5 protein-coding genes are annotated in these 7,310 nt (G+C 56.4%); 3 read left to right on the top strand and 2 right to left on the bottom strand.

What is annotated here, in order from left to right:
- Nucleotides 1-115: 115 nt before the first annotated feature.
- Nucleotides 116-3,655: a pyruvate:ferredoxin (flavodoxin) oxidoreductase gene (gene nifJ / locus DXD16_RS10000; RefSeq protein WP_117655974.1), complete on the bottom strand. Its 3,540-nt coding sequence runs from the start codon at nucleotides 3,653-3,655 to the stop codon at nucleotides 116-118.
- A gap of 477 nt (nucleotides 3,656-4,132) precedes the next feature.
- Nucleotides 4,133-4,624: an FHA domain-containing protein gene (locus DXD16_RS09995; RefSeq protein ID WP_158606198.1), complete on the bottom strand. Its 492-nt coding sequence runs from the start codon at nucleotides 4,622-4,624 to the stop codon at nucleotides 4,133-4,135.
- A gap of 431 nt (nucleotides 4,625-5,055) precedes the next feature.
- Between DXD16_RS09995 and DXD16_RS09990 the strand changes: the two genes are divergently transcribed.
- From DXD16_RS09990 to DXD16_RS10420, 3 genes are all read left to right on the top strand, one after another.
- A complete protein-coding gene (locus DXD16_RS09990; RefSeq protein ID WP_082421808.1) occupies nucleotides 5,056-6,414 on the top strand; it encodes a radical SAM protein in 1,359 nt (452 codons plus the stop codon).
- Nucleotides 6,415-6,583: 169 nt separating this feature from the next.
- Nucleotides 6,584-6,787 carry a hypothetical protein gene (locus DXD16_RS10255; RefSeq protein ID WP_124785779.1) on the top strand — a complete coding sequence of 68 codons (204 nt, stop codon included), beginning with the start codon at nucleotides 6,584-6,586 and terminating at the stop codon, nucleotides 6,785-6,787.
- A 30-nt stretch (nucleotides 6,788-6,817) separates the two neighbouring features.
- The gene (locus tag DXD16_RS10420; RefSeq protein ID WP_128620790.1) at nucleotides 6,818-6,997 is read left to right on the top strand and encodes a hypothetical protein; all 180 of its coding nucleotides are present in this window, start codon (nucleotides 6,818-6,820) and stop codon (nucleotides 6,995-6,997) included.
- Nucleotides 6,998-7,310: the final 313 nt, after the last annotated feature.

Below are 7,310 nucleotides of genomic sequence, written 5' to 3'. Positions count from 1 at the left end.
CCTCCCATTTCTTGTGTCCAAGAAATGGGAGGCAGTTCACGTAGTGCGCAGCGGGGGTTCTTTCATGTCCGAGGACGTCCGCGAAGGTCAGCCCTCAGATCCTGCGGTAGGAGACCTAGGCCTCGTTGTACACCGTCTTGAGCTTCAGCAGGTGCTGATAGCGGTCCATAGCGGCCTGCTCATTCTCCTTGAAGAGCTCCTCGGCGCGCTCGGGGAAGGAACGCGTCAGCGAAGCGTAACGGGCCTCGTTCATCAAGAACTCCTGATAACCGCCCGCGGGCTCCTTGGAATCGAGCGAGAACTTCTTGCCGGCAGCAGCCTCGGGGTTGAAGCGGAAGAGGTTCCAGTAACCGCACTCGACAGCCTTCTTCATCTCGGCCTGGCAGTTCTGCATGCCGCCCTTCTTGATGGAGTGCATCTCGCAGGGGCTGTAGCCGATGATGAGGGACGGGCCGTCATAGGCCTCGGCCTCGTGGATGGCCTTGAGGGTCTGAGCCGGGTTGGCGCCCATGGCAACCTGTGCCACGTAGACGTAGCCGTAGCTCATGGCAATCTCGGCCAGAGACTTCTTCTTGGTCACCTTACCGGCAGCGGCGAACTGAGCGACCTGGCCCAGGTTCGAGGCCTTGGAGGCCTGACCGCCGGTGTTGGAGTAGACCTCGGTGTCGAAGACGAAGACGTTGACGTTGTGGCCGGAAGCCAGGACGTGGTCCAGGCCACCGAAACCGATGTCGTAGGCCCAGCCGTCGCCGCCGAAGATCCAGAAGGACTTCTTGGTGAGGTAAGCCTTGTCGGCGAGGATTGCCTTGGAAGCGTCGCAGCCGCACTTCTCGAGCTCGGCAACGTAGGCAGCGGCAGCGGTCTTGGAGGCCTCGGCGTCGTTGACGGAGTCGATCCAAGCCTGGCCGGCGGCCTTGAGCTCATCGGACGGACCATCGGCAGCGATGATGTCCTGGGTAGCGGCGATCAGCTTGTGCTGAACGGCCTCATAGCCAACGGCCATGCCCAGGCCGTGCTCGGCATTGTCCTCGAACAGGGAGTTGTTCCACGCCGGGCCGTGACCGTCCTTGTCCTTGCAGTAAGGAGCGGTGGCAGCGGGGTTGCCCCAAATGGAGGAGCAGCCGGTGGCGTTGGAAATGAACATGCGGTCGCCGGCGACCTGGGTCACCAGACGTGCATAGGCGGTCTCGGCGCAGCCGGCGCAGGAGCCGGAGAACTCCAGGTAGGGCTGCTTAAACTGGCTGCCCTTGACGTTGGCCGCGATGAGCTCCTTCTTCTCGGAGACGTTCTCGACCATGTAGTCCCAAACGGGCTGCTGGTCCATCTCCTGCTCGGTGGGAACCATCTCGAGGGCGCCCTTGGGGCAGACCTTGACGCAGTTGGTGCAACCCATGCAGTCGAGCGGGGACACAGCCATGGTGAACTTCATGCCCTTGGCCTTGGGGCCCATGGCGTCGAGCGTGCGGGTAGCCTCGGGCGCGGCGGCAGCCTCGTCCTCGGTCATCGCGAACGGACGGATGGTGGCATGCGGGCACACGTAGGCGCACTGGTTGCACTGGATGCACTTGGTCTCGTCCCAGTGGGGAACGACCACGGCGACGCCGCGCTTCTCGTATGCGGAGGCGCCCAGCTCAAACTGGCCGTCGGCGCAATCGACGAAGGCGGAAACAGGCAGGCTGTCGCCGTCCATGCGATCGATGGGCTCGAGCAGGTTCTTGACCTGCTGGGCGATAGCGGACTTGGTCTCCTCGGAGAGCTCGACGGGAGCGGCATCCTCGGCGGTAGCCCAGTCGGCCGGAACCTCGAACTTACGGAAGGCGGTAGCGCCGGCATCGATGGCCTTGTGGTTGGCGTCGACGATAGCCTGGCCCTTCTTCATGTAGGACTTGGTAGCCGCGTCCTTCATGTACTGCAGGGCGTCCTCGGCGGGCAGGACCTTGGCCAGCGCGAAGAAGGCGGACTGGAGCACCGTGTTGGTGCGCTTGCCCATGCCGACCTTAGCGGCCAGGTCGATAGCGTCGATCAGGTAGACGTTGACGTTGTTGTTCGCGATGTAGCGCTTGGCCACGGCGGGCATGTGCTCGGCGAACTCCTCGTCGCTCCACTGGCAGTTGACCAGGAAGGTGCCGCCCGGCTTGACGTCGCGGACCATCTTGAAGCCCTTAACGATGTAGCTGGGGTTGTGGCAAGCGACAAAGTCGGCCTTGGTCACGTAGTACGGCGAGCGGATCGGGGAATCACCAAAGCGCAGGTGCGAGACAGTGACGCCGCCGGTCTTCTTGGAGTCGTACTGGAAGTAGGCCTGGACGTACTTGTCGGTGTGGTCGCCGATGATCTTGATCGAGTTCTTGTTGGCGCCGACGGTACCGTCGCCACCCAGACCCCAGAACTTGCACTCGATGGTGCCGGGGGCTGCGGTGTTGGGCGCATCCTCGGCCTCGGGCAGGCTCAGGTTGGTCACGTCATCGACAATGCCGATGGTGAACTCGCGCTTGGGCTCGTCCTTCTTGAGCTCCTCGAAGACAGCAAAGGCGGACGCGGGAGGCGTGTCCTTGCTGCCCAGGCCATAACGGCCGCCGACGACCTTGATGCCCGTCTTGCCGGCCTCGTAGAGAGCGGAGACGACGTCCTGGTAGAGCGGCTCGCCGATGGAACCCGGCTCCTTGGTGCGGTCCATGACGGCGATCTTCTGGACGGTCTCGGGAAGAACGTCGACGAAGTGCTTGATGGAGAACGGACGGAACAGACGAACCTTGACCAGGCCGACCTTCTCGCCGTGAGCGTTGAGGTAGTCGATGACTTCCTCGAGCACGTCGCAGAAGGAGCCCATGCACACGACGACGCGGTCGGCATCGGGAGCGCCGTAGTAGTTGAACAGGCCGTAATCGGTGCCGAGCTTCTCGTTGATCTTCTTCATGTAGCCCTCGACGACGGCGGGAAGCTCGTCGTAGACCTTGTTGCAGGCCTCACGGTTCTGGAAGAAGATATCGCCGTTCTCGTGGCTGCCGCGGGTGTGCGGGTGCTCAGGGTTGAGCGCGTGGTCGCGGAAAGCCTGGACGGCGTCCATGTCGCACATCTCGGCAAGATCCTTGTAGTCCCACATGGCGACCTTCTGGATCTCGTGGCTGGTGCGGAAGCCGTCGAAGAAGTTGAGGAACGGGGTCTTACCCTCGATGGCGGCAAGGTGAGCCACCGGCGAGAGGTCCATGACCTCCTGGACGTTGCCCTCGGCGAGCATGGCGAAGCCGGTCTGACGACAGGCCATGACGTCGGAGTGATCGCCAAAAATGTTCAGGGCGTGGGAAGCGACGCAACGCGCGGAGACGTGGAAGACGCCCGGGAGTTGCTCGCCCGCGATCTTGTACATGTTCGGGATCATCAGGAGCAGACCCTGAGAAGCCGTGTAGGTGGTGGTCAGAGCACCGGCGCCCAGCGAACCGTGAACAGTACCGGCTGCACCTGCCTCGGACTCCATCTCGACGACCTTGACCGGGGTGCCGAAGATGTTCTTGCGACCCTGGGCCGCCCACTGGTCGACATGGTCGGCCATCGGGCTGGACGGCGTAATGGGATAGATTCCCGCTACCTCGGTGTACGCATACGAAACATATGCGGCCGCCTCGTTGCCGTCCATAGACTTAAACTTACGCGCCATATACCCCTCTCCTCTCATATAGGTATACAGGCCCCGGCGATCGCCGGGATGTTGGCGTGATGGGATTTTCGCTGTTGCTTCCAATCATCTGGCAGGCAGGCTCAGCAGCAGGTACATGGCGTGGAGAGAAGGCATGCCGAGGCGAGGAGGGCTGCACGCGCTCCACAAGCCCAGCTACCCGTCTTGCACATGACCGAGCGCCGCAAAGGCCGCATGCCGGATGCTCCCGGGCACGCCCCGGCGATGGGAAGCGCCCGCAACGGAAATCCGCATGCGGGTTTATTGTACCCCGCCGTCAAGTGTAATTTCGGCAAATATAGGCGGGCGGTAAAGGTTTACCTTGGGTGACCATCAAGGGCAAAATTGATCCTTCCGTCACCGAGGGACCAAATGGCAGCTGCGGTGAAATAGGAACTGTTTTTGCCGGCCGTAGCCTTAAACAGCCCCTATTTCACCGCAACTTATTTAGGAGATGAGTCAGAGGGCGCCGAGGAGGATGGCGTAGGTTGTGGATTCGCCGAGCTTGAGCTCGTCGCCGGGATTGAGCTGGGCGGAACGGCCGGGCTCGACCTGAATGCAGACGTTCGTCGCGTCGTTTACCACCACGGTTCCGTTGGTGGACGACAGGTCCTCAACGTACCAGACATTTTGGTCATCGCACCACACGTGGGCATGGCGAGCCGAAACGTCATCGCCCACATCGGTGATGCCGCCCTCCCCCGTTGCCAGCGCGCCGATCTCGACGCCTTCCTCACTCGGCTGAATCCAGCGCGGGACGCTCACCGCGTAGCCGTTTTGCACGCGCAGCAGTCCCAGCGGATGCGCCGGCGCGACCTCGTGCTCGCCCGACTTGGAACCAAGGCGGGCGTGAGAGCAAACGGCATAGGGAACGAATCTTGCGGATGTACTCCTCGACGTCAGGCAGGTAAGCCCCACGAAGTCACCGGGGAGGCCCAAGCGGCCCGGCACCACTTCCAGATTCTGACCAGGGCGAGTCGTTCGCCGGTGGCTGAAGGCTCGCTCCCACCCAAAAGGGGAGATTCGCGTTGTTCCCCAATCGCTCTCGCATCTTTCATTTTGCTCGAGGTGGGCTATAAAAACTTTCCTGGTGAAAGGCGGCGATTGGTTTCCTTTCTTTCTAGAGGAGCGCGCCTGTAATCTGTTTTCATCCTAAATCAAGTTGAGATCGGACCTTCCAGAGGCAAGTCGACTCAAACTGCGAGGCTCCATGTTGGAATAAAGAGCGCTGCCGAAGTGCCAACAACACAAAGCTTGCCAGTCTCAAATAGAACCTTTTGGGAGTCCGATTGGGCCGCACACCGAATCCCCGCTGGTGGTTTTTTATAGCTGCGTAACAATAAACAAGGTTAGTGCCAGTCCAGCATGAAATTGAGGAACGTATGCATTTTTTCTCAGTAAGTGATCGTCGTTACTGCTTCGATGAGGTCACTCGCAATTGCTTTCAGGTTGACCAAGCATCAGAAGATGCGCTTCGCATATTTGAAGCATCGGGAAGAACGGTCAACTCGAAGTTGCTAACAAAGTCACTTGCTGCGAAAGGCTACGACCAAACGACCATAGCAGAACTTGAAGACGACATTGATGAGTATCAACGATTGTCTGAGCGGACTTTCTTAACAAAAGACACGCCTCGAAAACTTAGATCCATCGAACTCCACGTTTCACATGCATGCAACCTTGGTTGTAGTTACTGTTTTGCCGGTAAAGGAGATTATGGAACGTCTCCTCTGCTGATGACAGACGAGATAGCCTTCAAGGCGGTCGACTACCTCGTCGCAAGTTCATCGGAAAACGAAACGCTTGCAATCGTCTTTTTTGGTGGGGAACCCATGATTAACGAGCCGCTGATATGGAAAACGGTCGACTATTCAAAAAGAATATACCCCAATAGAAACTTTACCTATTCTATTACGACCAACGGAACGCTTTTGAATGACACTGCTGTGAATTCTTTCAAGGAGCACGGGTTTTCTGTTCTGATTAGTCTCGATGGTACAGGATGCAAGCACGATGCATCGCGCCCGTACAAGACGGGAGGCGGCTCTTTCTCCGATATCGACAAAAACGTTCGTCGTTTTTCCGAGTCGTTCCCCTTCGGCGCAAGAGCGACCTTAACAAATAATAACTGTAACCTTGTTGAAGACTATCTTCAGTTTAAAGAGATGGGCTTCAGAAGGATTTACTTCTCGCCCGTGAGCTCATTCGATGAGAATATCAAACTCGACGAACACTCATTAAACAAAATCAGGGCGGGCCTAATAGATTTGGCGGATCAATATCTCAAACAGATTGATCAAGGGGAAAAGCCCTTGTTTAGAACATTGAAAACTGCAGTTGATTTGATTATGAGCAACAGGATCGCCTTTGTCGGATGCGGGGCTGGCAGGCGTTTTATTTCCGTGACTCCCGAAGGGGACGTATACCCCTGTCACAGGTTTGTCGGGATGATGCGATTCAAAATGGGCAACATCGTCACCGGAATTGACGAAACTAGGTATATTGAAAACTGGAGTCAGGGTGTCGAAAAAAGAATTGACTGTACGGACTGTTGGGCTCGGTCTTTCTGTGGTGGGGGCTGTAGCTGGGAGGCTGCAGACGAGCACGGCTACTTGCCCAAGAGTCTACACCCTGCATCATGTGAATATAGAAAAATGTGCTACGAGATGGCTTTTGACCTTATTTCCCGCCACTCATCTTCGCAGGAGAAAAATCAACGAGAAGCTACTGTATCGGAATAAGCGGTTCAGCGCATTGCTGTCACCATTGTGGAGGTGTTCGTTCTTCTGATTACCGTCTGCGAAGCTTATTGCTACGTTCGCCGAAACCATTCTAGAAATATGGTGAACTAGACATCTTGGTTTGTTATACACAATATTGAGGTTTTTCTGCACTCAAAGGGAGGTAGTCGTGAAGCATATTCATCCGATTAATCCAGGAAGTGGCGACGAGGCAGGCGTGAAGCCGATGTCTTTTGACTGCCTCTTGGGCATTACTGACATCTGTACTGTTTATGATAAAGCAGATGGCTGTGGTGCATACGATTACTGCGACTATGACATGGATGGCGGCAGCATCTGCGTTGTAGATCACTGTGGCATTGATCAAACGTAGTCTCTAATTGGATTAAGGTGAGGAGCTGTTATGAAGCATATCCATCCTGTTGGTTCAAATGAACATACTCCCGTTGAGCCTTGTTGTCTTGGAGTTGATATATGCAATTTTTACGACATCGCCGAGTGCCCTGTTGCGGATTGGTGCTATGTCGATAAAGAATCAAGCTGTGTTTTGCCAGCAGATTGGTGCGATCCAGTTGACGAGTAGTTTTTGTGTCTAGGAACTATTTGGTCCAATTCAAAATAAGATGGGGACAAATACCAAAATCTCGTGTCTGGGAGGAGTTATGCCATTATTGCAAGGTCTCGTTGGATTAACCTTTGTACTTGCTTTATATCTGGCACCTTTTTTATTGTTATTCTTCATTATCCGATTCTTTCTTCGGAAAAAATAGGAGTATCACGCAAACATTAGCGTAGCTTTCTTCCAATATGAGCCGAGCATTGGCAAGTGGAATAAGAAGCCCGACCGTTCGTCACATCAAAACCACCCCTAAAAGGGGTGGTTTGCTCTTAGGGTA

The organism is Collinsella sp. TF11-5AC (assembly GCF_003436775.1).
Taxonomy (GTDB): domain Bacteria; phylum Actinomycetota; class Coriobacteriia; order Coriobacteriales; family Coriobacteriaceae; genus Collinsella.
This window is presented reverse-complemented; position numbering and strand designations above follow the sequence as displayed.